A 23,416-nucleotide genomic window follows, 5' to 3' on the forward strand; every position below is an offset into this window, starting at 1 on the left:
TTCTCAAACATTAACGGTAAAATGAACGACCCGGATGATAAAAGGGTAGAACATTGTTATTGCTTTTAGCGGTCATCACTCTTGATGAGTAATTCTTTATCAAAACGCGATTCCTTGAGCGCTTCCTTGACACGCTTCAAGTTATCTCTAAATTTTGCCCCTCGGCGCAAAGTAAATCCTGTAGCCAGCACATCTATCACGGTCAGTTGAGCAAGTCGAGAGACCATGGGCATATAAATGTCAGTATCTTCCGGTACATCGAGGGTAATAGCCAGCGTGGCTTCACGCGCCAGTGGCGTGCCGGGAGAGGTGAGGGCGATAACCATAGCGTCGTTTTCCCTTGCTAACTGCGCCAGTTCAACCAGACTTTTGGTTCTTCCAGTATGAGAAATAAGCACAATGACGTCGTCGTCGCTACAATTCATACAACTCATACGTTGCAGGACAATGTCGTCGGAATAGATTACCGGTACGTTAAAGCGGAAAAATTTGTTCATCGCGTCGTGCGCTACCGCGGCGGAAGAACCTAAACCAAAGAAGGCGATTTTCTTTGCCTGGGTTAACAAATCTACCGCCCGGTTTACCGCCGCGTTATCCAGCGACTGACGAACGTGGTCAAGGCTTGCCATCGCCGATTCGAAGATTTTCCCCGTATAAGATTCTACGCTGTCATCCTCATCCACATTGCGATTAACATAAGGGGTACCATTTGCCAGACTTTGTGCCAGATGCAGTTTAAAATCAGGGAAGCCACGCGTATCCATGCTACGACAGAAACGGTTCACCGTCGGTTCGCTGACGTTGGCTTCTACAGCAAGCGCAGCGATGCTTGAGTGAATTGCCTGCTCGGGAGAGGCAAGAATAATGTCGGCGACTTTACGCTCTGACTTGCTCAAATGTTCCAGTTTTAACTGGATTTTTTCCAGCATATTCATGATGTAGGTAGGCTCATGGGTCATGGGCAAAAACGATTTCAACGATAAGGGGAAATCGAGTGGTAACTCTGGTAGATAGTACCCCTGCTAGTGCAGCAACGGGGCAAAATGGACAAAATAGTTGTTGTTTTTTTTCATTACATGATCGGAGTCGGATTTTCATACTTCTTCATGGGTACGAAAAAGACGACTTTTTTATCCATTTTGATGGGTTATACGCCAATAAAGCGGCTGTTCGCGGTAACAGCACGGCTGGATAAGCGTTTACGGTTTCCGGATTCACGTAAAAGCAGTACAGTGCACTGTAATAAAATTACAACCAGTGTCTGGCAAAAGCACCAGGCACTTAATTGAGGAGAATGACATGGCGGTAACGCAAACAGCCCAGGCATGTGATCTGGTCATTTTCGGCGCGAAGGGCGACCTGGCGCGACGGAAATTGCTGCCTTCCCTGTATCAACTGGAAAAGGCCGGCCAGATTAACCCGGATACCCGCATCATTGGGGTTGGGCGTGCCGACTGGGACAAAGCAGCCTATACCAAGGTTGTGCGCGAAGCGCTCGAAACCTTCATGAAAGAAAAAATTGATGAAAGTTTGTGGGAAACCCTCAGCGGTCGTCTTGAGTTTTGTAACCTGGACGTCAACGACACCGCCGCGTTTAAGCGTCTGGGCAAAATGCTGGATCAAAAATCGCGTACCACCATCAACTATTTCGCAATGCCGCCGAGCACCTTTGGCGCGATCTGCAAAGGTCTGGGTGAAGCAAAGCTGAATGCTAAGCCTGCCCGCGTGGTGATGGAAAAACCGCTGGGTACATCACTGGCAACATCCCGTGAAATCAACGATCAGGTTGGCGAGTATTTCGAAGAGTGCCAGGTTTACCGCATCGACCACTATCTCGGCAAAGAGACGGTACTGAACCTGTTGGCACTGCGTTTTGCCAATTCCCTGTTTGTGAATAACTGGGATAACCGCACTATCGACCACGTAGAAATTACCGTGGCGGAAGAAGTGGGCATTGAAGGGCGCTGGGGCTACTTTGACCAGGCCGGTCAAATGCGCGACATGATCCAGAACCACCTGCTGCAGATCCTGTGCATGATCGCGATGTCTCCGCCGTCCGATCTGAGCGCCGACAGCATCCGTGATGAAAAAGTGAAAGTACTGAAATCACTGCGTCGTATCGATCGTTCGAACGTACGTGAAAAGACAGTTCGTGGTCAGTACACCGCCGGTTTTGCCCAGGGTAAAAAAGTTCCGGGATACCTGGAAGAAGAAGGCGCGAACAAGAGCAGCAACACGGAAACGTTTGTGGCGATCCGTGTGGATATCGATAACTGGCGCTGGGCGGGCGTACCGTTCTATCTGCGTACCGGTAAACGTTTACCGACCAAGTGCTCTGAAGTGGTGGTTTACTTCAAAACGCCTGAGCTGAACCTGTTCAGAGAATCCTGGCAGGACCTGCCGCAGAACAAGCTGACTATCCGTTTGCAGCCTGATGAAGGTGTCGATATCCAGGTACTGAACAAAGTGCCGGGGCTGGATCACAAGCATAACCTGCAAATTACCAAACTTGATCTGAGCTACTCCGAAACCTTCAACCAAACGCATCTGGCCGACGCCTACGAGCGCCTGCTGCTTGAAACTATGCGCGGCATTCAGGCGCTGTTTGTGCGTCGAGATGAAGTTGAAGAAGCATGGAAGTGGGTCGATTCTATTACCGAAGCCTGGGCAATGGACAACGACGCACCGAAGCCGTATCAGGCCGGCACCTGGGGACCGGTTGCCTCTGTGGCCATGATTACCCGTGATGGTCGTTCCTGGAACGAATTCGAGTAAAATATCATCTAGCCCATAGGTGTTATTTTACCGGTAACATGATCTAACACAGATTGTAGAATAATTTTTGCACTTTTAAGCTCCGCGTGGATTCACCCGCGGGGCTTTTTTTATTACACTGCCTGAAACGATTTTGCCCCTGAGCTACGGCTAACAAGCGATTCAGCTGTTTTTAACCCAACTGAAACACATTGTTGATCCAACGCTCTGACAGATAAATTTTAGGAGCCTCTATGAATCCGAATTTGTTACGCGTAACAAAACGTATTGTCGAACGTTCTCGCGACACGCGTTCCGCCTACCTTGCCCGTATTGAACAAGCGAAATCGACTACCGTTCATCGTTCACAACTGGCGTGCGGTAACCTGGCGCATGGTTTTGCTGCCTGCCAGCCGGATGACAAGGCCTCGCTGAAAAGCATGCTGCGTAACAATATCGCGATCATTACCTCCTATAACGACATGCTTTCCGCGCATCAGCCGTACGAACATTATCCCGACATCATTCGTAAAGCGCTGCATGAAGCCAATGCGGTAGGCCAGGTCGCTGGCGGTGTTCCTGCGATGTGCGACGGTGTGACCCAGGGACAGGATGGGATGGAGCTTTCGTTGCTGAGTCGCGAAGTGATTGCGATGTCGGCTGCTGTCGGCCTCTCACACAATATGTTCGACGGCGCGTTATTCCTTGGGGTGTGCGACAAAATTGTCCCGGGGTTGGTGATGGCGGCACTGTCATTTGGTCATCTGCCTTCGATCTTTATTCCCTCCGGCCCGATGGCGAGTGGTCTGGCGAACAAAGAAAAAGTGCGCATCCGTCAGCTGTATGCTGAAGGCAAAGTCGATCGCATGGCGCTGCTTGAATCCGAAGCGGCGTCTTATCACGCACCGGGGACCTGTACGTTCTATGGCACGGCAAACACCAACCAGATGGTGGTGGAGTTTATGGGGATGCAACTGCCTGGGTCCTCATTCGTACACCCGGATGCCCCGCTGCGCGAGGCGTTGACCGCCGCGGCTGCTCGTCAGGTAACGCGTCTGACCGGCAACGGCAATGAATGGATGCCGATCGGTAAAATGATCGATGAAAAAGTAGTGGTGAACGGTATTGTCGCGCTGCTGGCGACCGGGGGGTCAACCAACCATACAATGCACCTGGTTGCGATGGCGCGCGCAGCCGGGATTCTGATTAACTGGGACGACTTCTCCGATCTGTCCGATATCGTGCCGTTGATGGCGCGTCTGTATCCGAATGGTCCGGCAGATATTAACCACTTCCAGGCAGCGGGTGGCGTGCCGGTGTTAATGCGCGAACTGCTGAACGCGGGTCTGCTGCATGAAGATGTGAACACCGTTGCCGGGTTTGGTTTATCGCGTTACACCATGGAACCCTGGCTCAACGATGGTGAGCTGGACTGGCGTGAAGGGGCGGCGAAGTCGCTGGACAGCAATGTGATTGCTACCATCGATCAGCCATTCTCCCACCACGGCGGTACCAAAGTGCTGAGCGGTAACCTCGGACGTGCTGTGATGAAAACGTCGGCGGTTCCGGTAGAAAATCAGGTAATTGAAGCGCCCGCGGTTGTTTTTGAAAGTCAGCATGATGTATTGCCGGCCTTCGATGCGGGACTGCTCGACCGTGATTGCGTAGTCGTTGTGCGCCATCAGGGACCAAAAGCAAACGGAATGCCAGAATTACATAAACTCATGCCGCCACTTGGTGTATTATTGGACCGTTGTTTCAAAATTGCGTTAGTTACCGATGGACGACTTTCAGGTGCTTCAGGTAAAGTGCCTTCAGCAATCCATGTAACCCCAGAAGCCTATGATGGCGGGCTACTGGCAAAAGTACGCGATGGCGACATCATTCGTGTGAATGGACAGACAGGTGAATTGACGCTGCTGGTTGATGAAGAGGAACTTGCTTCTCGTCAGCCTCACATTCCTGACCTCAGCGCATCGCGCGTGGGCACAGGCCGTGAAATGTTCAGCGCGTTGCGTGAAAAGCTGTCCGGTGCGGAACAGGGCGCAACCTGTATCACTTTTTAAGACTTATTTTGTAATCAGGCGAGAGAAAACTCTGATGAAAAACTGGAAGACAAGTGCAGAAGCAATCCTGACCACTGGCCCGGTTGTACCGGTTATCGTGGTTAATAAACTGGAACACGCAGTGCCGATGGCAAAAGCGCTGGTTGCAGGCGGCGTGCGCGTTCTGGAAGTGACCTTACGTACCGCATGTGCGATGGATGCCATTCGCGCGATCGCAAAAGAAGTTCCGGACGCTATCGTTGGTGCAGGTACTGTACTGAATCCGCAACAGCTGGCTGAAGTGACCGAAGCCGGTGCGCAGTTTGCTATCAGCCCGGGCCTGACCGAGCCGCTGCTGAAAGCCGCAACGGAAGGCACTATTCCGCTGATCCCTGGTATCAGCACCGTGTCTGAACTGATGCTGGGTATGGACTACGGTTTGAAAGAGTTCAAATTCTTCCCTGCTGAAGCAAATGGCGGTACCAAAGCGCTGCAGGCAATTGCGGGTCCGTTCTCTCAGGTGCGTTTCTGCCCAACCGGCGGTATCTCTCCGGCGAACTACCGTGACTACCTGGCACTGAAAAGCGTGCTGTGCATCGGTGGTTCCTGGCTGGTTCCGGCGGATGCGCTGGAAGCGGGTGATTACGATCGTATTACCAAGCTGGCTCGTGAAGCAGTAGAAGGCGCGAAGCAGTAAGCCGTTAATGCGTAAACCGTAGGTCGGATACGGCATCAATGCTTTATCCGGCCTACGGGTCTGGTTTTTATCCTGCAACTTTCACCTGTGCGGCTGCGTCTTTCGCGCGTATCACCGCATCTTCAATGTTCTGTGCTGTGGCCAGCACAACGCCCAGACGACGGCTTCCGTCGATTTCCGGCTTGCCAAAGAAACGCACTTGCATACCCGCACCTACAGCGGCTTGTACGTTATCAAATGTGATATTCTTGCTGGTAAGTTGCGGCAAAATAACGGCGGAAGCAGAAGGTCCATACTGGCGGATTTCGCCAACGGGCAGACCGAGAAATGCACGTACGTGCAGGGCAAACTCAGACAGATCCTGCGAAATTAAGGTCACCATACCCGTGTCGTGAGGGCGAGGGGAGACTTCGCTGAAAATCACCTCATCACCGCAGACAAACAGCTCCACGCCAAACAGTCCGTGACCGCCCAGCGCCAGTACCACCTTGCGGGCAATCTCCTGCGCGCGCGCCAGCGCCAGGTCACTCATCTGCTGCGGCTGCCAGGACTCGCGATAATCGCCATCTTCCTGGCGATGACCTACCGGCGCGCAGAAATGCACACCATCAACGGCGCTGACGGTTAGCAGGGTGATTTCAAAATCAAAATTCACTACGCCTTCGACGATAACGCGTCCGGCGCCTGCCCGGCCTCCCTGTTGAGCATAGTTCCACGCCTCGGTGAGCTGATCGGCTGAACGGATAAAGCTCTGCCCCTTGCCGGAAGAACTCATTACCGGCTTCACAATGCAGGGATAGCCGATTTCGGCAACGGCTTCACGAAATCGTGTTTCGGTGTCTGCAAAACGGAAAGATGATGTGGGTAAAGACAATTCTTCGGCTGCGAGGCGACGGATTCCTTCCCGGTTCATGGTCAGTTGGGTCGCTCGTGCGCAAGGCACAACGTGTTGACCTTCCTGTTCCAGTTTGATCAGCATATCCGTGGCAATCGACTCTATTTCCGGCACGATGTAATGTGGTTTTTCACGTTCGACAAGCTGGCGTAATGCCTCGCCATCCAGCATGTTAATTACGTAGGAGCGATGGGCAACGTGCATGGCTGGCGCGTCGGGGTAACGATCCACGGCAATGACTTCCACACCCAGGCGTTGGCATTCAATCGCCACTTCTTTACCCAGTTCACCTGAACCTAATAACATCACTCGCGTTGCTGCGGGACGCAGCGCTGTGCCTAATAACGTCATAAATTAATCCCCTGTTTTATCTGGGCGCAGTATATACGAAAACGTTTGCGTCTGTCTTTATTACCAGGTTGATTTCAGGGCTTAAAAAGAATATACTGTACATAAATACAGGTAATTTAAGAGGCTGCAAAAATGGCGGTTGAAGTTAAATACGTAGTCATTCGGGAAGGTGAGGAAAAAATGTCGTTTACCAGCAAAAAGGAAGCCGATGCGTATGACAAAATGCTGGATACAGCAGATCTGCTCGACACATGGCTGGAGCAATCGCCGGTAGCGCTCGAAGACGAGCAGCGTGAAGCTCTTTCCCTGTGGCTGGCTGAGCAAAAAGATGTGCTGAGCGCCATTCTGAAAAACGGCAAGCTGCCTTCGCCACAGGCTGTCGAAAACGATGCACACACTGAGGATGATACTCAGGCTGCCTGAAACGACTTGCGCTCCTGACGTTTTGTACCATGCTTTTCCCTGAATCATTGTGCAATCTCTGACGTTATTTCACGTTGCCGCAGGTAACCTGAAGGACGAAGGGGAGATTAAGGAGAAAAGAATGTATAAAAAAAGAGCGTTATTGAGCCTGCTGTTATTGTCTGCCAGCGTATCGGTATTTGCGGCAAATATGGAAAGCAAGAATGTTCAGTTCCCCAAGTGCGAAGGACTGGATGCTGACGGTATTGCGGCAAGCGTGAAACGTGACTATCAGCAAAATCGCATCGCGCGCTGGGCTGACGATCAAAAACTCGTCGGGCAAGCCGACCCTGTCGCCTGGGTCAACACGCCCGATATTACGGGCAAAGACGGGAAATGGTCAGTTCCCCTGACGGTTCGCGGTAAAAGCGCGGATATTCACTATCAGGTAAAAGTCGACTGCAAAGCCGGAACGGCGGAATATCAGCCGCAGTAACTCAGGTATTTGCACATCTTTTGATGACCTGAACACTTCCTGACATCCCCTCGGGTACGCTTTGATGATTATTCGTCTGTACTTGAGGGGCAAAATGGCTAATTGGCTGAATCAACTACAATCTCTTCTTGGGCAAAAAGGATCCTCCACGTCATCTTCTGGCGAGCAAGGGCTGAGTAAACTTCTGGTTCCAGGCGCGTTAGGCGGTCTGGCAGGATTACTGGTTGCCAACAAATCTTCACGTAAATTACTGAGTAAATACGGCACCAGCGCGCTTCTGGTGGGCGGCGGTGCGGTTGCCGGTACCGTGTTATGGAACAAGTACAAAGATAAAGTTCGCGCTGCGCATCAGGATGAGCCGCAGTTCGGCGTACAAAGCTCACCGCTGGATGAGCGAACCGAGCGTCTGATCCTGGCGCTGGTTTTTGCGGCGAAAAGCGACGGTCATATTGATGCTAAAGAACGAGCGGCCATTGAGCAGCAGCTTCGTGAAGCGGGCGTGGAAGAGCAGGGCCGCGTTCTGATTGAACGAGCCATTGAACAACCGTTAGATCCCCAGCGCCTGGCGCAAGGGATCCGCAACGAAGAAGAAGCGCTAGAAATTTACTTCCTGAGCTGTGCGGCGATTGATATCGACCACTTTATGGAGCGTAGCTATCTCAATGCGCTGGGCGATGCGTTGAAGATCCCGCAGGATGTTCGAGAAGGCATTGAACAGGATCTCAAAGAACAAAAACAGGCCTTACCGGGTTAATTACTTACCGCTAAGGCGCATGTTTCGCTTGCATCATTGCTGTCTTTTGCCACCCTTATAGGATGTTTAAGCAAAAGAACAATGACATGCTACCAAAAGCTTCTCGTATTCCCCACGCCATGACGCAGCATGGCGATACTCGTGTTGATAATTATTACTGGCTGCGAGATGACACTCGCTCGCAGCCAGAAGTGCTGGATTATCTGCAACAAGAAAATGCGTATGGCCGCCAGGTTATGGCCTCGCAGCAGGCTTTGCAGGATCGCGTCCTGAAAGAAATTATCGACCGTATCCCGCCTCAGGATGCTTCCGCCCCCTATGTGAAGAATGGTTATCGCTACCGGCATATTTATGAACCGGGGTGCGAATATGCTATTTATCAGCGTCAGTCTGCCCTCAGTGAAGAGTGGGATGATTGGGATACTCTGTTGGATGGGAACCAGCGCGCGGCACACAGCGAGTTTTATACGCTGGGAGGACTGGCGATATCTCCGGATAACACCATCATGGCGCTGGCGGAAGATTATCTCTCTCGCCGGCAATATGGCGTGCGTTTTCGCAACCTGCAAAGCGGCAACTGGTATCCGGAAGTGCTGGAAAACGTCGAAGCGGATCTGGTCTGGGCGAATGATTCTCAGACATTCTATTACGTGCGCAAGCACGAAACAACGTTATTGCCGTATCAGGTGTGGCGACATACGGTCGGCTCGCCATCGTCACTGGATGAGCTGGTGTATGAAGAAGCCGATGATATGTTTTATGTCAGCCTGCATAAAACCACCTCGCTACACTATGTGGTTATTCATATCGCCAGCGCGACCACCAGTGAGGTTTTACTGCTTGACGCAGAACTGGCGGATGCCGAACCGTTGGTCTTTTTAGCTCGACGCAAAGACCATGAATACAGTCTCGATCACTATCAACACAATTTTTATCTGCGCTCCAACCGTCAGGGGAAAAATTTCGGCCTGTATCGTACCCGCGTTCGTGATGAGCAAGCCTGGGAGACGCTGATCCCTGCGCGCGACAATGTGATGCTGGAGGGCTTTACGCTATTCACTGACTGGCTGGTGGTAGAAGAGCGTCAGCGCGGCTTAACCAGCCTACGACAGATTAATCGTAAAACGCGCGAAGTGGTCGGGATCGCCTTTGACGATCCGGCTTATGTGACCTGGCTTGCCTATAATCCAGAGCCGGAGACATCGCGCCTGCGCTATGGCTATTCCTCCATGACCACCCCGGACACGTTGTTTGAACTGGATATGGACACCGGGGAACGTCGTGTGCTTAAGCAGACGGAGGTCACCGGATTTGATGCGGCGAATTACCGTAGCGAACACCTATGGATAACTGCGCGTGATGGCACCGAGGTTCCGGTTTCGCTGGTTTATCATCAAAAGTATTTTCTGAAAGGAAAAAATCCGTTACTGGTTTATGGCTATGGATCATATGGCGCCAGCATGGATGCCGATTTCAGCAGCAGCCGTTTGAGCTTACTGGATCGTGGCTTTGTTTATGCTATTGCCCATGTGCGTGGTGGTGGTGAATTAGGACAACAGTGGTACGAGGACGGTAAGTTTCTGCACAAGAAAAATACTTTTAATGATTACCTCGACGTCTGTGATGCGTTGCTAAAAATGGGCTATGGCGCGCCTGAGTTATGTTATGGCATGGGCGGAAGCGCCGGAGGCATGTTAATGGGCGTCGCCATTAATGAACGCCCGGAACGCTTCCATGGTGTTATTGCTCAGGTGCCGTTTGTCGATGTGGTAACCACAATGCTCGATGAATCAATTCCCCTGACGACCGGTGAGTTTGAAGAGTGGGGGAATCCGCAGGACGAAGAGTATTACACCTATATGAAAAGCTACAGCCCGTATGACAATGTAACCGCGCAGGCATACCCACATCTGCTGGTCACGACGGGATTACACGATTCCCAGGTGCAATACTGGGAGCCAGCAAAATGGGTGGCAAAACTGCGTGAGCTGAAAACGGACGATCGTTTGCTGCTACTTTGCACGGATATGGATTCCGGACACGGCGGTAAATCCGGGCGTTTTAAATCTTACGAAGGCGTGGCCCTTGAGTACGCTTTTTTGATTGGACTGGCGCAGGGAACGCTGCCTGCTCAGGCGTGATCCAAATAGTGTTTTAGCGTTAATCGCAGTTCCGGGCTCATATTGTCAAGGTTATTAAATAACCAGCGCAGATAGCCCGGATCGCGTTCAGCTACTTCTGATACCGGTTTTCCGCGGTACTTACCAAAAGTGAAAGTAGTGAGTAACGCGGGACGGACGGTAATATCGACCATTTGATCGGCTGTCCAGCCTGACGTCTGCATGATGTCGATCAGCAGTGCCGCAGTAATGTAGCAATCGTACAGGGCGCGGTGATGGTGGAGACCCGCTGGCGTCTGGACGCTCAGCTTGCGCGATTTATACAGCGCCATGTTGCTGTATTTGATCCCCGGCCACAACCGACGGGAGAGCTTCATGGTGCAAATCCATTCCCCGGGCATGTCGGGCAATACGCGGCGGTCAAAGCTGGCATTGTGCGCCACGTACCATTCGCTGCCGTAATACTGTGGGATGACGTCTTCAATCCATGGCTTATCGGCCACCATTGCTTCAGTAATGCGATGTATAGCCATCGCCTGTGGGCTGATGGGGCGGTCAGGGCGTACCAGGTGGCTCATGGGGTTGACTATTTTTCCGTCAACCACGTCGACAGAAGCAATTTCAACAATGCCTCCCTGTAGACCACAGGTTTCTGTATCTATTATGCGCAACATGCCATGCTCCTGACCCAAAACGACTAGCGTAATGGAATGATATCACCTTGCCAACCCCGTGGCGTGCGTTGGCCGGTTAACAGCAACGAACCGCTGTCTGCGCGAACAATCAATCGACCTCGTTCATCCCATAACGCACTGCTACCCCGCGCATTGGCCATTAATACCGCGATGGCGAATTTATGTGAGAAACTTTGTAGACGAGATGTAGAGGAGAGCAGTTCCGGTTCACTGACTGACTGGCAGCTGGTGAACAGCGAATAAGCCGGGTCGATATCAATGCCTTCCGGTTGGCTATCTACAACGCTGATGGCATTTCGCTGTCTGGCAATACAAGCCCCGTGGCTCTGATGGAAGGTTAATGGCGAAGTCATCCAGGGAGAGAAAAGCGCAATGCCTTTCACGAACCGGTTGTTATGTTCTACCGGTAGTCCCGCAATTATCGTCATGCGATAAGTCGCGGCGGCATGTGCGAGAGGTTCTAACAGCGCTTCATCGGGTGGGGCAGGAAGCGCGTCATTCTCATCAACACAACCCAGCAATGAGAGGGAAGGGAAGACCAGCAATTCACATTGGCATTGAGCTGCCGCATGAATGAATTGCAGGTGATGCGCGACATGTTCGGTAACTGAGGTGTGAAGAGGTTCGTATTGTGCTGCTGCGATTTTCCAGTATGACATAATGATTTCCTTTTCATAGTGTCTACAACCATCCTTAATGTGTGGATTAAGAATATGCTTATACTGTAGCAGGCGTCATGTAAGGAATCGTAACGTAATATAAGTTTTATTTAACTTTAGGCTCGTATGGTAAACGTGAAAGCGAAACGGATGCCAGGCGGTGCGCGATGAGTCTTTCGCGGAACCAGTCGCGTAAATGCTCTGGTTGTTCGCGTTCAACAACTTCTGCAACAACGGGCATATTGTATCGCTCCTTAAATGCCACTCCAGCCGCAGCCAGATCGACATTGACCTTATCCATTTCCGCTTGCTCAAGTTTGGCCAGATTGATGTTCATGGGCTTCTCCTTTTCTCTGTCTTTCGGCGCGCAAAGTTACTAAGAGTGTGCGTTAATGGCAAGACAGAAATGATGATTCTCGACTCGACCATTGTAGAAGGTTATTCTCTACAGGTTAGACATAACAAAAAGGAATAGTTGAAATGGCTTCATCTGCATCTATGCTTCGCAACGCGCTCATCGTACTCGCCAGCGTTCTGGCAACACCTGCGGCATTGGCGCATGCCCACCTCACAAAACAAAGTCCGGCGGCTAACGCTGAAGTGGCGGCATCTCCTCAGGCGTTGACGCTGAATTTTTCTGAAGGCGTAGAGCCGGGATTCAGCGGTGCAACGCTGACCGGTCCTAACAAAGAACAGATCAAAACGGGCAAGGCATCGCGCAGTGAGCAGGACAAAACGCAGCTGATTGTTCCGCTTGATCAAACGCTTGAAGCAGGAAAATATACGGTCGACTGGCACGTTGTCTCCGTGGATGGTCACAAGACGAAGGGGCAATATACCTTTAGCGTGAAATAACCAATGCTGTCATTTACCTGGGTTGCGCTACGGTTTATCCATTTTACCGCTTTGATGCTGGTGTTTGGCTGTGCGCTTTACGGCGTATGGCTGGCCCCCGTTTCGGTTCGTCGTTTAATGATGCGTCGTTTTTTACGTCTGCAACGGCATGCTGCAACGTGGAGCTTTATCAGCGCGACGCTGATGCTGGCGATTCAGGGTGGGTTAATGGGCTCAGGCTGGCGGGATGTTGTCTCTACTGATGTTTGGCTCGCCGTGTTGCAAACGCAATTTGGCGGCGTTTGGTTATGGCAGATTATCCTCGCGTTGGTCACGCTGGTGGTGACCATCATGGTGCCGCGTAGCATGCCGCGACTGCTGTTAATGCTGACAATTGCGCAGTTTATTTTGCTGGCTGGCGTCGGACATGCGACGCTGCACAGCGGTATCCCTGGCGCAATCCAGCAGGTTAACCACGCCTTACATTTGGTATGCGCTGCCGCCTGGTTCGGCGGTTTGCTGCCCGTACTTTACTGTATGCGAATGGCGCAAGGTCGCTGGCGGGAACAGGCCATCAGTACCATGATGCGCTTCTCACGCTATGGGCATCTTTTCGTTATCGGTGTTTTACTAACCGGTATTATGAATGCGCTGTTTATTGTCGGTTTTTCTGTTCCCTGGCACATGGCTTACGGGCGACTGCTTTTGTTAAAAGGTGCCCTGGTCATGTTAATGGTGGCGATTGCGCTGGTGAATCGGTATGTTCTGGTACCACGCATGCGGCAGGATAACCGCGGCATGACTCTCTATTTTATTTGGATGACCAAGCTGGAATGGGGTATAGGAGCCGTTGTGCTGGCGATTGTCAGCTTGTTTGCAACCCTTGAACCTTTCTGATTGATGGACTGGCGAAACGCATGAAAAAAATCATTATCTCTTTATTACTCCTGGCAAGTACCGGAACCGCGCTGGCTGCGCCGCAGGTCATTACCGTCAGCCGTTTTGAGGTTGGCAAAGATAAGTGGGCGTTTAATCGGGAAGAGGTGATGCTGACCTGCCGTCCAGGTAACGCGCTGTATGTCATCAATCCCAGTACGCTGGTGCAATACCCGTTGAATGATGTCGCCAGACAGCAGGTGGAGAGCGGAAAAGTCACGGCAAAGCCGATCGAGATTATCCAGATCGATGATCCTGCGAAACCGGGCGAAAAAATGAGCCTGGCACCGTTTGTAGAGCGTGCAGAAAAGCTCTGCTAATTGCCAGATGTAGCGCTCTGATTTCCAATAAAAAACCGCAAGGATCTCGCAGGAGAACTTGCGGTTTTCGCGTTTGGATGCGTAACAGACGTCCTTTTTTTCCGGCCACTTTAGTCGCGGACTGGAAAACCTGGCGCTGTCATCTATTCTTAAATGGCAGGGTAACTTAGCCTGCATTAATGCCAACTTTTAGCGCACGGCTCTCTCCCAAGAGCCATTTCCCTGGACCGAATACAGGAATCGTATTCGGTCTCTTTTTATGTGCTTGTTTTCGTTGGGTTTTTTCGGTGCTATCACGAAATCCCACGAAAATTACTCGAAATTTCCATATCCTGTCTAAACCATAACATATTCTGCACCGCGTGCGTCCAGGTATTTTTTGGTCATTGTTAAATTTTTATGCCCCAGCAGTCTCTGTGCGAAATCCTCTCCGCGCTCCCTTTCATACAGTCTGCTCGCCAAGCTCCTGATCTCATGGAAAGGAGGAGGGTTGGGACCAAACTTTAACTCTGTAGAATCTCTGATATCAGAAAATGCCTGGGTAATTCCGTCTGGAGTTAACGGACCGGGCTTCCTTCCGCCACGTCTCACCGCTGAATACAGCATGAAGTCTGACGGATTGTTTTTCCTGCAACGATCGATAACATCCTGCAATAGCAAATCAGCAGAGTCCAGTCGCAAATCAAGTGGCAACGCCAATTTGTGACCTGTCTTTTCCTGCGTGACAAACAACCTTCCATCCCTGATATCGCTGAATCTGAACAACGATACGTCCTCTCTTCTTTGCCCCGTGACACGCCAATTTCAAAGAGGCTGGCGGTGCGGTAAACGAGCCAAAATCATGAGCAGGCTAACCGCAATCATCATTGCCGTTGTCTTCTGCATCATAGTGTCGCTTGGCTGGGCTGTTAATTACTACCGCGACAACGCCATCACCTACAAAAACCAGCGTGATAAGGCCACTGAGAAGTTCGGCCTAGCGAACGCCACTATCAAAGATATGCAGACCAGCCAGCGCGATGTCGCTGAGCTGGATACTAAATACACCGGGGAACTGGCTGATGCGAAAAAGCAGTTTGATGATCTGCAGCGTTGCGCTAGAGAGCTAATCGTCACAGTGACGAAGCAGGTCGGCTACCTGCAGGACTATATCCGCCAGCAGTGTATATTCGTGGTGCGGATCCGATCGTCGATGACATCGTGATGAATGGCAGTCTGTATCCGGCTGAGGAGATTAACAATTGCTACCAGACTATGGAGCGCAAGTTAATGCCGCTCGGCCATCCGATGGTAAGCGCCTAATCGCCAGGCTCGATGAAATGATCGCAGGGACAAGTTCCGAGCCGATTCATCTCTCTACAAGGCTGCTGCTTAACAAAGAGCAAAAGGCTGGCGAGTCGAAAGGCAAGAAATACTCTTGGGTCGCTCACAACATGCAGTTCGACCACATCGCTATCCTGCGTACTGCGTCAACGTTATAGCGCTCGTCATTCGCGCCTGTGATCAAGAATTGCGGCTCACCATGAGGGTCCCGGTAGTTGCCCATCCCAGCACCGACTCCGAACTCTTTTGGTTTCTGCGGGCCGACTGACAAACGATTACTGATGATCCCGAAGTGCTCGCGTGGCTGCCCTTTCAGCTTGCCTGACGCTTCGTGCACGTACGCGGCATAGTTGGCTGAGTAACCAATGTGACCAGTGATTAGCACACCGCCAGCGTCAATTTCCCGAAACTGGCTGTTAATCAGCGTGGAAGTGTCGATCGGAGTGTAATAGGCCGCTCGGGCTCCGATAAGAATCATCGCCGACTGCAGCGCGCCTATTACCTTTCGCCTCTTAACGTCGTTGATGACATCGTTCAAGTGCATCTTCGCCTGGCTGATGCCTTTCACTTTGATGCCCATGGTTGTCTCCAGGCAATAAAAACCCCCGCCTGAGCGAGGTTTGATGTCATTTAACGGTGAATCAAAAAGGGAGCATTGCGCGGATTTCAGTGTACCAATGGTTAACCACAGGGATGTCCTCCTGGAGCCAGAAACCTAAAACAATCATCGCCATGCCCATTACCATGTGAAAAATGATGCTGAACCAGAATTCAATAGGTTTGTCATCCTTGTGGATGTACTCCTTTCGGCTCGTTCCTTTAAAGGTTTTGGTATAAACACCGCGACGACAGTAGACAAATGATTGGGCCAACCAAAAAGACTGCGCCCACCGTGAACCAATATTGAAATCCCATGACCTTTCAATCCATTTAATGATTTTCCCTATTATTGCACAGGCAGGTCAGATTCCGGCAGGATGGCGTAATCATCCGCCTGGCGCTCGAACGTGTCGGCGTAGCGGATAACCTGCCGCACCTCATCAGCACCCGCCACAACCGGGTCGGGTTCTGTCGACGCACCAATCAGCAAGAAATCACCCGCAGCGGTCAGCGCAAACTCCGTCTAGATGGTGTTCTTCACGACGATTTCAGCGCTGAGGCTGGCTAACTTCTTGCTGAGCCCGCCCTCATAATCACAGAGGATTTGCTCAGGTTCGGCATAGCCCAAAGAATCGCCGTATTCGTCATTGCCTTCCAGTTTGCGCCAGATGGTGGTTGTGGCAGTGTAAGACCAGTTCTCAACGCTAGACATCGCTCACTCCTCAAAGCTCTGGTAGCGGCACCGTCATACCTGCCATGCTATGTGTGCAGTCATTCAGGAATTGAATATGTCCATCTGTCACAAATGAATGGCAGGTACACGCCTTGTCTATCGTGGCGTCGTCAAATTCCTCTGGGCCATCGTTGGCATGAAGCCAGTAACTAACCCGGCCATAGCGCCGGGCTTTTTATGGAAATAATATGGCTACGCAACCTACTAACCTGCCAGTACCAAGTGAATCCCCGCGCGACCTGAAATTTAATGCAGGGAAGATTGACGAGTTTGTCACATCATTACAGCGTGAATATGAAGACAGATTCGGCAATAAGCATTACACCATTGAAGGATTAAGATGGTTTGCTCAGCAGGCTATTGCTCAGTTTGGTTGGATTTCTGTGGGCACTTTCCAAACAGGAGCAACCCTCTCAACACCAAACCAGATCCTGAAAGATACTACCGATGGCGAGTATTACCGATGGGACGGAATTTTTCCAAAAGTAGTTCCTTCAGGATTAACGCCATCTTCATCTGGAGGTGTGGGAACAGGAGCGTGGTTAAGCGTTGATGATTCAACATTGCGAGCAACGCTTGCTTCGCCAGCAGGTGCTTCAAATATCGGTGAAACAGGAGGAGAGGTCGGGGTCCACCTTTTGGATAATGGTAATGTAGTCGCACATTCAAGAGCATACGCAACATCTGATGGAGAGGGAGTGCAAAAAATATATATAAGTTACAGCGCATTTGATCAGTGGGAATTTTTATCAAGCGTTGTCACATCAGACGTAAAGGGTGATTTAGTTCAATTATCAAATGGTTATGATAATAACCAGTTATGGGCGCTTACTTGTGCAAACGGCCGCTCAGATAGCAGCGTAGGTAGAACAGACTATAGGGTGTGGCTTAGTAGGGATCTAAAAAAATGGGATAAATCACCAATTACTGGAATTAACACTGATTCAGTGGGCTATATTTCATCAACAGGAGATGATGACGGTAATGGAATAATATGATCCTCTGGATCAGACGAGTTTTTTGGTATATGGTTTATTTATATTATCCAGAACTACATTAGTGGGGGAATATATTCATTAAATGGCGATAAATTGAAAGGAGTTTATAACGCCCATAGCGATAGTGTCCTATCATCAGGAGCTTTAAATAATTACGAGTTATATATAAATAAAAATAATGAGTCACTATGTATTAATTACAATATCTCAGGGGAAAGGATACTCCAATTTGAAGTTAATAATAGCTCAACATTCGTACTGGATAGCTGATTTACTGGTAATAGCATTAATGTAGATGATGTTGATATAGTTTCTCTTGGCAGTGGAAATTTTACTCTGAGGGGATTAACTGGTGGATATGTGGGGAAAACTATATGCAACATGTCGTTATCCACAATTGACAATATTAAGTTAAAGCGACAATCATCAGATATGGCTGCTGGGGATAGATTTTACTTTGCAAGTACAGGGTCAAATAATGCCTTACAAATTTCTTATACAACCATTGCAATGATTGGGGTAACAAAAAAATTAACGGATGGATTACTGATGCTATAGCAAACATCACTATATAACCTATTTATTTATACAGTACACGCAATGTTATTATTGTGTTATAATTGCATTACGTGCAATTTTTAAATTTGGTATGCTATGGAAGCTTATAAAGAAAGACTTGATTGGATTGATTATTTAAGATTCATAACAATGTTTTATATTTACCTTGGGCATTTTGGTGGCGCCGCAGGTAAAATGTACCCATTTGTTTTTACATTTCACGTTCCTTTGTTCTTCTTTATATCCGGTATTCTTGTTAAATTCCCAAGGACAAATATAGAAGTAATTAAGTGTTTGAGTAATTCTTTTAAAAGGATAATGTTACCGTATGCTGTTTTTTCAATCATAGGAATTATTTTTTTAACAATAAAAGATGGAAGAGACTTTACCAATATTCTGCAGATGTTTGAAATGAGTGTTTATGGAGTAAGGAACAATACACCTTTAGCTACATTGTGGTTTTTCCCATGTCTATTTATTGTGTTCACTTATTATTATATTTTGCACAGAATGGTTTCAAGCAGGATTGTTATTTTTATTTTTTCTCTGATTGTTTACACTCTTTCTCCTATTTGGTTTGGACAAGGTATACCTAAACTGTTCTGGAACATAGATAGTGCTGCTTATTTTCTTGTTTTCTTTTCTGCAGGCGCTCTTCTAAGTGAGCCTCTCAAAAATGGTTTGTTTTCTTTTAAATATAATTCAAAGAACGCTATAAACATTATTGCTATATCAGTTCTTGTTCTATATGCAGCCGCCTGTTATCAAAAAGGGACGTTTACTTTTTACAAGTCCTTGCCAAGTCTGGAGTTGCAATATTTTTGTTTCTTTTTTGCTGCATTCGCGTTGTTCATACCAAATATTTATTTGGCAAAATACATTGAGAGTAAGGCAAAATCATTTAATTTGAGGCCAATACTTATTCTTGGAAAAAATACCTTGGTTTTATGCGGAACTGAGCAAATTCTGAAATATTCTATAATTGCTGCGTTTGGGATGTTTGGAATAAAAGCTGAGCCTCACAACCCTCTTGAGTCGCTTCTTTTTACTGCATTCTGTTTCATTGTTGCGTACTTTAGCACAGTAAAATTATATTATTTCTTTAGCATGAAAAACAAACAATAGAAAATGATTTGTAGAATTATTAATTCTGCGTAAATGCAGATGAAAATGTGGATGGCGGGTTAAGTAACGAACAAAAATATTTATGCCCTCATAGAACCAAGCCCACTCAGGTGGGCTTTTTACTTTCTTTGGTTGTTGGGAGCTCTACCAAATCCCATCGCAATCACGCATTGATGACGACAACACGCTTGTAGCAACTTCCGTAGTGGTAAAAATTGCTTATGACGTTGCCGTTAGCAAGTACTCTGCTGTAGATGCGACAACTTCACGGAAAGGAATAGTTCAATTAAGTTTTGCCACAGACAGCACCAGTACAACACAGGCAGCCACCCCACCAGCAGTAAAGTCAGCATATGACCTTGCTTATGGGAAATGGACGCCTGTTGATGGAATTACATCTCAAAAGAGTATAGTAAGACTAAGCGGCGGAGTAACCAATGCAGATGACACAATGGATGCCACGTCTGGAGCTGTAAAAACTACATATGATGCAGCAACAGGTCCAGCGCCTGGAAGAGGGCAAACGTTACAGGATTTAAAAACATCACGGGGTGTTGGTGTGGACTACAAAAATTCGACCGGATTTCCGATTGCTGTTTATGTCCGTATCACGGGTTCTACATCAGCCAACTTAGTAGCATATGTTAACGTAATAGAGTTTGGTGGCAGCGGGTCTATTGCAGCACAAACATCCGTAGCAACTGCGTTATTCATTGTACCAAATGGTGCAACGTATCGTGTTGATGCAACCTATATCAAGCCAGGGCTGACAGCAATAAGCGAAGAAGAAGCATTAAAGTTAGCGGCTAACCCTCCCAGAACAAGGGAGCGACTGATCAATATTGCAGTCGCGGAAAAGGCTGGTTTATACGCTAACGCAACACTAGAAATTGCGTAGTGTCAGAATTCGGTTGATCTGAACAAGGTGACTGAAGATATAAAAACACAATTGACTGCATGGAAAAATACAGACTGCAATTGCATAACGTCGATACTGGAACTGCACCTGACATTAAGTGGCCATTACTGCCATCGGCGTAGATGCTAAGATAAAGGTAGTTGTCATTTTATATAATTAAAATGGCTGCTTTCGAGCAGCTTTGTTGGTTTTATGCAACCTACCATTTTTAATAATCATCAACAGTATTACTATATTTCGTCTTTTTCCGTGGTTACAGAGTTATATAAATATGTATCGATGGATGTTAAGGCGGGCATGAGCCCGCCACCAAACTATTTTGTTAATTCAGGAAGGTTTTCTTTAGCCCACTTAGCAAATTCATTTCCAACAGACATACTTCCAAATTCTGATAGATGCTTAAATTCGTCACGATACATTGGCAAACCTTCTTTTACTGAAGAGCATTTATTTCCATCACAAAATGCAGAGTTTGGGTTAAAGAATAATGTTTCTGGATATGCTTTGCTCACTTTGTTTTTTAGATGTGAAAATTTTTCTTGAATATGTTTCAGCTCTGAAAGGTCTGATGTACAATCTTTATTTGGCCTTTTAAGTGGTCTGCTGAAACATTCTTTAATATCATCTGATAGCTGTACATGGGGATAGAATATTACTACTTTCGCACCGTTTGAAGTAATGATTGACATTCTTTCAATTAAGTCATTAATATAACTATCATCAGCGTCAATTGTTATTCCGCTGATTAGTATATATTTGATGGATTTTGTATGTAATATAATATTGTTGATGAATTCAGCTTGTTCTGTCTGAAGAGCTGTTCTACTTCCTGAAATGCCATCAACTACATTTGCTATACCTATAGAGAGCACATTAAGATCTTTTAAGTGGGTATTATTTGCAATCCCAGGATACAAATGATTAGCATAGCTGTTACCTAAAATAAGCACGTCAGGATCGGCATTACGCTTCAGAGAGCAAAACCACCAAGGTAATGAACTCGACAATGAAGTTTTAAATCTTTGCAGACATGCTTCGTTTTTAGCATAAGGCCACATGGGGCCGATTAATAGTCTGCTTACCTCTTTGCTTATTTTAATATTAGAACGATTGTCAATTCCGTTCATAGTATATGTCTTATACCCTGTAACTCCGATTATTAGCATTAGTATTAGCATTGGGATGGTTTTTTTCTTCCATGATCTTACTTTTTTTAGTGGTCTTTCAATTAAGTAGTATGTAAGTGTGGCCAGCAGAAATGACAAGACTGTTAATAACAGCATTAGCCAATCAGGAGGTGTACTTCCATTTATAATGTATGCAAGAGAAAATAAAGGCCAGTGCCAAATATAAAGTGGATAGCTAATTAAACCAATAAATACAAATGGTTTGGATGTAATAACCGATTTAATTGGCCCCGCATCTTGCGCAGACCATATCAGTAATACAGAGGCAAAAACGGGGAGAAGTGCATACCATCCAGGAAACGCAACTGTAGAATGTAGTGTGAGCGCAGTAATAAGAATGCCTAAAAGAGAAACTGCGGCAACAGGTGTTGCAACTAACGTATGAGGTCGTTTTACTTTTTCTCCATGTACCGTAAGCGAAAGTATTGCACCAAAAAGAAGTTCCCAATGACGATATTGAGGAAGATAAAAAGTTCTCTCTATATTTTCATTAATACTCAGTATGTTTAATAGAAAAGATAGCGCTGCTAGTAGCACTACAATGAAAAGTATATTTACTTTTCGTTTGTATGCCAGATAAAGCACTAGAGGGAATATAAGATAAAATTGTTCTTCTATACCAAGAGACCAAAGATGCAAAAGAGGTTTTGTCGGAGATGTAGCGTTGAAATATCCAGTTTCACTATAAAAGACAATGTTAGACACAAAGCCCGCACTACCCGCTAATTGTTTCCCCAGTTGCATAAACTCATCTGGAAAGAGCGTGAACCAACCAAAGATGAACACTGAAAACATTACAAGCAATAATGCTGGGAATAAGCGATCGATCCTGCGCCGGTAAAAATCTTTTATTGAGTGTTTATTATTTGATATATTGAAATTCAAAATTGAAGTTATTAAATATCCTGATATAACAAAGAATATGTCTACACCTATAAAACCACCAGGAACAAGGTTTGGAAATGCGTGATAAGTAATCACTAAAACTACAGCAATGGCGCGTAAGCCATCAATATCAGGCCTATATTTTAACATCAGTTTCCCCTGTGATTTTTATTGGCCTGATTTTAACACACCGATGTGCATCGAAAAAAGATAGACATACTAATATTTCTATAATGTACTATTATCTGCGTTGTAGATATTTTCTGATAGTTTTCAATTCTGTAGTTGTTATGGAGCCAAGCATTAGCGCTCTTAAAGACATATCAACTGTCGAAGGGGACAATATTGCTTTCATGCGTTTTACCCAAACGGGGGTCTATAGTCATGGGATTCCCTTCACTGGTTAGTTATTATGCTGAAACAAGTAGAGCCCTCGATCAGCAGCTTATCAGCCAGCCATCAGCAACTTATTTCATGCGGGCATCGCGTTCACATTTCAGGGAGGGAATACCCCAGGGGGCGCTGCTTGTTGTGGATGCGTCGATTTCAGCCTGTGATGGCTCGCTGCTGATATGTGCAATAGACGGGCAGTTCAGTATCAAGCGATATCAAATTTACCCTCAACCCTACCTGATAAATCTGGAGAACGGGAGAAGGGAAGCACTGCCAGTAGATGATTACGGTTACTGTTCTGCACCCGCTATATTTGGGGTGATCACATACATCATTAATGATGCCAGAAACGCGGAGTTCGATGACTGCCCCGTGATGTAATCATATTGGCCTGATTAGTCCAAGTCTCTACTTTACACGATCCCAACGGTACGCGCACACGGTGTGCCGTATAATTTTCTATGCCGCTGTTTCGATCTCGAAAATTTCCCGACGACATCACGAATTCAATGGTAACTAATTGATCTTGAACAGGTGCAATAGTAAGTATTGGGAGGTGTTTTTTAGTGGGTTTTGGTTGTAACTGTTTGAGTTTAATGGAGGATTACGTTTTACATTGTAAACAGGAATCGTATTCGGTCTCTTTTTATGTGGCGAATGCGATGCCATCCAGGGCAAAACACGGCGTATTGCATGCTGCATTCTCCATAAACCATACCATACTCCTGCCCACGATC

Annotated in this window: 23 protein-coding genes and 3 pseudogenes; 17 read left to right on the forward strand and 9 right to left on the reverse strand. The window is 47.7% G+C overall.

Annotated elements, in window-relative coordinates:
• Nucleotides 1-65: 65 nt before the first annotated feature.
• Nucleotides 66-935 carry a MurR/RpiR family transcriptional regulator gene (locus SK38_RS03895; RefSeq protein ID WP_008785051.1) on the reverse strand — a complete coding sequence of 290 codons (870 nt, stop codon included), beginning with the start codon at nt 933-935 and terminating at the stop codon, nt 66-68.
• A 364-nt stretch (nt 936-1,299) separates the two neighbouring features.
• Between SK38_RS03895 and zwf the strand changes: the two genes are divergently transcribed.
• The 3 genes from zwf to kdgA all read left to right on the forward strand — a co-directional run bounded on the left by zwf (nt 1,300) and on the right by kdgA (nt 5,496).
• Entirely contained in the window at nt 1,300-2,775 is a 1,476-nt protein-coding gene (gene zwf / locus SK38_RS03900) for a glucose-6-phosphate dehydrogenase (protein WP_003833817.1), read from the forward strand.
• Nucleotides 2,776-3,008: 233 nt separating this feature from the next.
• Nucleotides 3,009-4,820: a phosphogluconate dehydratase gene (gene edd / locus SK38_RS03905; RefSeq protein WP_008785050.1), complete on the forward strand. Its 1,812-nt coding sequence runs from the start codon at nt 3,009-3,011 to the stop codon at nt 4,818-4,820.
• A gap of 34 nt (nt 4,821-4,854) precedes the next feature.
• A complete protein-coding gene (kdgA, locus tag SK38_RS03910) occupies nt 4,855-5,496 on the forward strand; it encodes a bifunctional 4-hydroxy-2-oxoglutarate aldolase/2-dehydro-3-deoxy-phosphogluconate aldolase (RefSeq protein WP_003034901.1) in 642 nt (213 codons plus the stop codon).
• A gap of 67 nt (nt 5,497-5,563) precedes the next feature.
• On the opposite strand, the gene purT is transcribed toward kdgA, so the two are convergent.
• Complete coding sequence (gene purT, locus SK38_RS03915) at nt 5,564-6,742, reverse strand: formate-dependent phosphoribosylglycinamide formyltransferase (RefSeq protein ID WP_048235201.1); 1,179 nt, start codon at nt 6,740-6,742, stop codon at nt 5,564-5,566.
• A gap of 132 nt (nt 6,743-6,874) precedes the next feature.
• On the opposite strand from purT, the gene yebG reads away from it, so the two are divergent.
• From yebG to ptrB, 4 genes are all read left to right on the forward strand, one after another.
• Nucleotides 6,875-7,165, forward strand: a complete 291-nt coding sequence (gene yebG, locus SK38_RS03920) for a DNA damage-inducible protein YebG (protein WP_032943780.1) — start codon at nt 6,875-6,877, stop codon at nt 7,163-7,165.
• Between the two features lie 121 nt (nt 7,166-7,286).
• A complete protein-coding gene (yebF, locus tag SK38_RS03925) occupies nt 7,287-7,640 on the forward strand; it encodes a protein YebF (RefSeq protein ID WP_020996626.1) in 354 nt (117 codons plus the stop codon).
• Nucleotides 7,641-7,734: 94 nt separating this feature from the next.
• A complete protein-coding gene (locus SK38_RS03930) occupies nt 7,735-8,394 on the forward strand; it encodes a tellurite resistance TerB family protein (RefSeq protein ID WP_048235202.1) in 660 nt (219 codons plus the stop codon).
• Nucleotides 8,395-8,480: 86 nt separating this feature from the next.
• Nucleotides 8,481-10,535, forward strand: coding sequence for an oligopeptidase B (gene ptrB, locus SK38_RS03935; RefSeq protein ID WP_197089500.1), 2,055 nt, complete (start codon nt 8,481-8,483; stop codon nt 10,533-10,535).
• Here the strand turns inward: ptrB and exoX are convergent.
• The 3 genes from exoX to SK38_RS03950 all read right to left on the reverse strand — a co-directional run bounded on the left by exoX (nt 10,526) and on the right by SK38_RS03950 (nt 12,205).
• A complete protein-coding gene (gene exoX / locus SK38_RS03940) occupies nt 10,526-11,188 on the reverse strand; it encodes an exodeoxyribonuclease X (protein WP_048235204.1) in 663 nt (220 codons plus the stop codon). The genes ptrB and exoX overlap by 10 nt on opposite strands.
• A gap of 23 nt (nt 11,189-11,211) precedes the next feature.
• The gene (locus tag SK38_RS03945) at nt 11,212-11,868 is read right to left on the reverse strand and encodes a carbon-nitrogen hydrolase family protein (protein ID WP_008785043.1); all 657 of its coding nucleotides are present in this window, start codon (nt 11,866-11,868) and stop codon (nt 11,212-11,214) included.
• Between the two features lie 106 nt (nt 11,869-11,974).
• Nucleotides 11,975-12,205: a DNA polymerase III subunit theta gene (locus SK38_RS03950; protein WP_003034925.1), complete on the reverse strand. Its 231-nt coding sequence runs from the start codon at nt 12,203-12,205 to the stop codon at nt 11,975-11,977.
• Between the two features lie 143 nt (nt 12,206-12,348).
• On the opposite strand from SK38_RS03950, the gene yobA reads away from it, so the two are divergent.
• Genes yobA through SK38_RS03965 form a run of 3 tightly spaced genes read left to right on the forward strand, consistent with a single transcriptional unit; the run spans nt 12,349 to nt 13,958 of the window.
• On the forward strand, nt 12,349-12,723 hold the full coding sequence (gene yobA, locus SK38_RS03955; protein WP_003833799.1) for a CopC domain-containing protein YobA: 375 nt from the start codon (nt 12,349-12,351) through the stop codon (nt 12,721-12,723).
• Between the two features lie 3 nt (nt 12,724-12,726).
• Complete coding sequence (copD, locus tag SK38_RS03960) at nt 12,727-13,599, forward strand: copper homeostasis membrane protein CopD (RefSeq protein WP_048235205.1); 873 nt, start codon at nt 12,727-12,729, stop codon at nt 13,597-13,599.
• Between the two features lie 20 nt (nt 13,600-13,619).
• Nucleotides 13,620-13,958, forward strand: a complete 339-nt coding sequence (locus tag SK38_RS03965; protein WP_048235206.1) for a YebY family protein — start codon at nt 13,620-13,622, stop codon at nt 13,956-13,958.
• 336 nt (nt 13,959-14,294) lie between these two features.
• Here the strand turns inward: SK38_RS03965 and SK38_RS03970 are convergent.
• Nucleotides 14,295-14,753, reverse strand: a pseudogene (locus SK38_RS03970) (tyrosine-type recombinase/integrase); the annotation flags it as partial.
• 46 nt (nt 14,754-14,799) lie between these two features.
• On the opposite strand from SK38_RS03970, the gene SK38_RS03975 reads away from it, so the two are divergent.
• Nucleotides 14,800-15,162, forward strand: coding sequence for a lysis system i-spanin subunit Rz (locus SK38_RS03975; protein ID WP_048235207.1), 363 nt, complete (start codon nt 14,800-14,802; stop codon nt 15,160-15,162).
• Nucleotides 15,114-15,418 (forward strand): annotated as a pseudogene (locus SK38_RS25145) (DUF2213 domain-containing protein); the annotation flags it as partial. The gene SK38_RS03975 and the pseudogene SK38_RS25145, both read left to right, overlap by 49 nt.
• On the opposite strand, the gene SK38_RS03980 reads toward SK38_RS25145, so the two are convergent.
• On the reverse strand, nt 15,385-15,861 hold the full coding sequence (locus tag SK38_RS03980; protein ID WP_048235208.1) for a hypothetical protein: 477 nt from the start codon (nt 15,859-15,861) through the stop codon (nt 15,385-15,387). The pseudogene SK38_RS25145 and the gene SK38_RS03980 sit on opposite strands and share 34 nt — an antisense overlap.
• Before the next feature lie 366 nt (nt 15,862-16,227).
• Nucleotides 16,228-16,593: pseudogene (locus SK38_RS03990) on the reverse strand (hypothetical protein).
• 209 nt (nt 16,594-16,802) lie between these two features.
• On the opposite strand from SK38_RS03990, the gene SK38_RS25385 reads away from it, so the two are divergent.
• The 4 genes from SK38_RS25385 to SK38_RS25390 all read left to right on the forward strand — a co-directional run bounded on the left by SK38_RS25385 (nt 16,803) and on the right by SK38_RS25390 (nt 20,336).
• Nucleotides 16,803-17,612, forward strand: coding sequence for a tail fiber/spike domain-containing protein (locus SK38_RS25385; RefSeq protein WP_048235209.1), 810 nt, complete (start codon nt 16,803-16,805; stop codon nt 17,610-17,612).
• A gap of 654 nt (nt 17,613-18,266) precedes the next feature.
• Nucleotides 18,267-19,295 carry an acyltransferase family protein gene (locus SK38_RS04000; RefSeq protein ID WP_048235210.1) on the forward strand — a complete coding sequence of 343 codons (1,029 nt, stop codon included), beginning with the start codon at nt 18,267-18,269 and terminating at the stop codon, nt 19,293-19,295.
• A 205-nt stretch (nt 19,296-19,500) separates the two neighbouring features.
• Nucleotides 19,501-20,193, forward strand: a complete 693-nt coding sequence (locus SK38_RS23570; RefSeq protein ID WP_075553026.1) for a tail fiber protein — start codon at nt 19,501-19,503, stop codon at nt 20,191-20,193.
• 59 nt (nt 20,194-20,252) lie between these two features.
• On the forward strand, nt 20,253-20,336 hold the full coding sequence (locus SK38_RS25390; RefSeq protein ID WP_075553027.1) for a tail fiber assembly protein: 84 nt from the start codon (nt 20,253-20,255) through the stop codon (nt 20,334-20,336).
• Between the two features lie 192 nt (nt 20,337-20,528).
• Here SK38_RS25390 and SK38_RS04010 read toward each other — a convergent pair whose 3' ends face one another.
• Entirely contained in the window at nt 20,529-22,436 is a 1,908-nt protein-coding gene (locus SK38_RS04010) for an acyltransferase family protein (protein WP_048235212.1), read from the reverse strand.
• A 234-nt stretch (nt 22,437-22,670) separates the two neighbouring features.
• On the opposite strand from SK38_RS04010, the gene SK38_RS04015 reads away from it, so the two are divergent.
• On the forward strand, nt 22,671-23,060 hold the full coding sequence (locus tag SK38_RS04015) for a HumD family translesion DNA polymerase (protein ID WP_048235213.1): 390 nt from the start codon (nt 22,671-22,673) through the stop codon (nt 23,058-23,060).
• Nucleotides 23,061-23,416: the final 356 nt, after the last annotated feature.

This window comes from Citrobacter sp. MGH110 (genome assembly GCF_001037515.1).
Taxonomy (GTDB): domain Bacteria; phylum Pseudomonadota; class Gammaproteobacteria; order Enterobacterales; family Enterobacteriaceae; genus Citrobacter; species Citrobacter portucalensis.

Bases quoted from the DNA above. Each gene is read 5' to 3' on its own strand.
- ptrB (WP_197089500.1), top strand. From the start codon at position 8,481: ATGCTACCAAAAGCTTCTCGTATTCCCCACGCCATGACGCAGCATGGC.
- zwf (WP_003833817.1), top strand. From the start codon at position 1,300: ATGGCGGTAACGCAAACAGCCCAGGCATGTGATCTGGTCATTTTCGGC.
- SK38_RS03895 (WP_008785051.1), bottom strand. From the start codon at position 935: ATGAATATGCTGGAAAAAATCCAGTTAAAACTGGAACATTTGAGCAAG.
- SK38_RS03945 (WP_008785043.1), bottom strand. From the start codon at position 11,868: ATGTCATACTGGAAAATCGCAGCAGCACAATACGAACCTCTTCACACC.
- purT (WP_048235201.1), bottom strand. From the start codon at position 6,742: ATGACGTTATTAGGCACAGCGCTGCGTCCCGCAGCAACGCGAGTGATG.
- edd (WP_008785050.1), top strand. From the start codon at position 3,009: ATGAATCCGAATTTGTTACGCGTAACAAAACGTATTGTCGAACGTTCT.
- SK38_RS25385 (WP_048235209.1), top strand. From the start codon at position 16,803: ATGGCTACGCAACCTACTAACCTGCCAGTACCAAGTGAATCCCCGCGC.
- SK38_RS03980 (WP_048235208.1), bottom strand. From the start codon at position 15,861: ATGGGCATCAAAGTGAAAGGCATCAGCCAGGCGAAGATGCACTTGAAC.
- SK38_RS04015 (WP_048235213.1), top strand. From the start codon at position 22,671: ATGGGATTCCCTTCACTGGTTAGTTATTATGCTGAAACAAGTAGAGCC.
- SK38_RS03975 (WP_048235207.1), top strand. From the start codon at position 14,800: ATGAGCAGGCTAACCGCAATCATCATTGCCGTTGTCTTCTGCATCATA.
- SK38_RS03950 (WP_003034925.1), bottom strand. From the start codon at position 12,205: ATGAACATCAATCTGGCCAAACTTGAGCAAGCGGAAATGGATAAGGTC.
- copD (WP_048235205.1), top strand. From the start codon at position 12,727: ATGCTGTCATTTACCTGGGTTGCGCTACGGTTTATCCATTTTACCGCT.
- SK38_RS03930 (WP_048235202.1), top strand. From the start codon at position 7,735: ATGGCTAATTGGCTGAATCAACTACAATCTCTTCTTGGGCAAAAAGGA.
- SK38_RS04010 (WP_048235212.1), bottom strand. From the start codon at position 22,436: ATGTTAAAATATAGGCCTGATATTGATGGCTTACGCGCCATTGCTGTA.
- yobA (WP_003833799.1), top strand. From the start codon at position 12,349: ATGGCTTCATCTGCATCTATGCTTCGCAACGCGCTCATCGTACTCGCC.
- SK38_RS03965 (WP_048235206.1), top strand. From the start codon at position 13,620: ATGAAAAAAATCATTATCTCTTTATTACTCCTGGCAAGTACCGGAACC.
- SK38_RS25390 (WP_075553027.1), top strand. From the start codon at position 20,253: ATGGAAAAATACAGACTGCAATTGCATAACGTCGATACTGGAACTGCA.
- kdgA (WP_003034901.1), top strand. From the start codon at position 4,855: ATGAAAAACTGGAAGACAAGTGCAGAAGCAATCCTGACCACTGGCCCG.
- yebF (WP_020996626.1), top strand. From the start codon at position 7,287: ATGTATAAAAAAAGAGCGTTATTGAGCCTGCTGTTATTGTCTGCCAGC.
- SK38_RS04000 (WP_048235210.1), top strand. From the start codon at position 18,267: ATGGAAGCTTATAAAGAAAGACTTGATTGGATTGATTATTTAAGATTC.
- exoX (WP_048235204.1), bottom strand. From the start codon at position 11,188: ATGTTGCGCATAATAGATACAGAAACCTGTGGTCTACAGGGAGGCATT.
- yebG (WP_032943780.1), top strand. From the start codon at position 6,875: ATGGCGGTTGAAGTTAAATACGTAGTCATTCGGGAAGGTGAGGAAAAA.